The organism is Streptomyces sp. NRRL S-340, from assembly GCF_000720185.1.
Taxonomy (GTDB): Bacteria; Actinomycetota; Actinomycetes; order Streptomycetales; family Streptomycetaceae; genus Streptomyces.
The window spans coordinates 1-239 of the sequence record NZ_JOIY01000142.1; the positions used below are offsets into that span (position 1 = coordinate 1).

Consider the following 239-nt stretch of genomic DNA (forward strand, 5'->3'; position numbering starts at 1 on the left):
CACGCGGGCAGGGTCGGCGCGGGCCACTTCGCGAAGATGGTCCACAACGGCATCGAGTACGCGATGATGCAGGCCTACGCCGAGGGCTGGGAGCTGCTCGAGAAGGTCGACTCCGTGGACAACGTCCGCGAGGTCTTCCGTTCCTGGCAGGAGGGGACCGTCATCCGGTCCTGGCTGCTGGACCTCGCGGTCAACGCCCTCGACGACGACGAGCACCTGGAGAAGCTGCGCGGCTTCGC

General features: G+C 67.8%; 1 pseudogene. It reads left to right on the top strand.

Annotated features, from left to right (window positions below):
* Nucleotides 1-239, top strand: a pseudogene (locus tag IG64_RS37320) (6-phosphogluconate dehydrogenase); the annotation flags it as partial.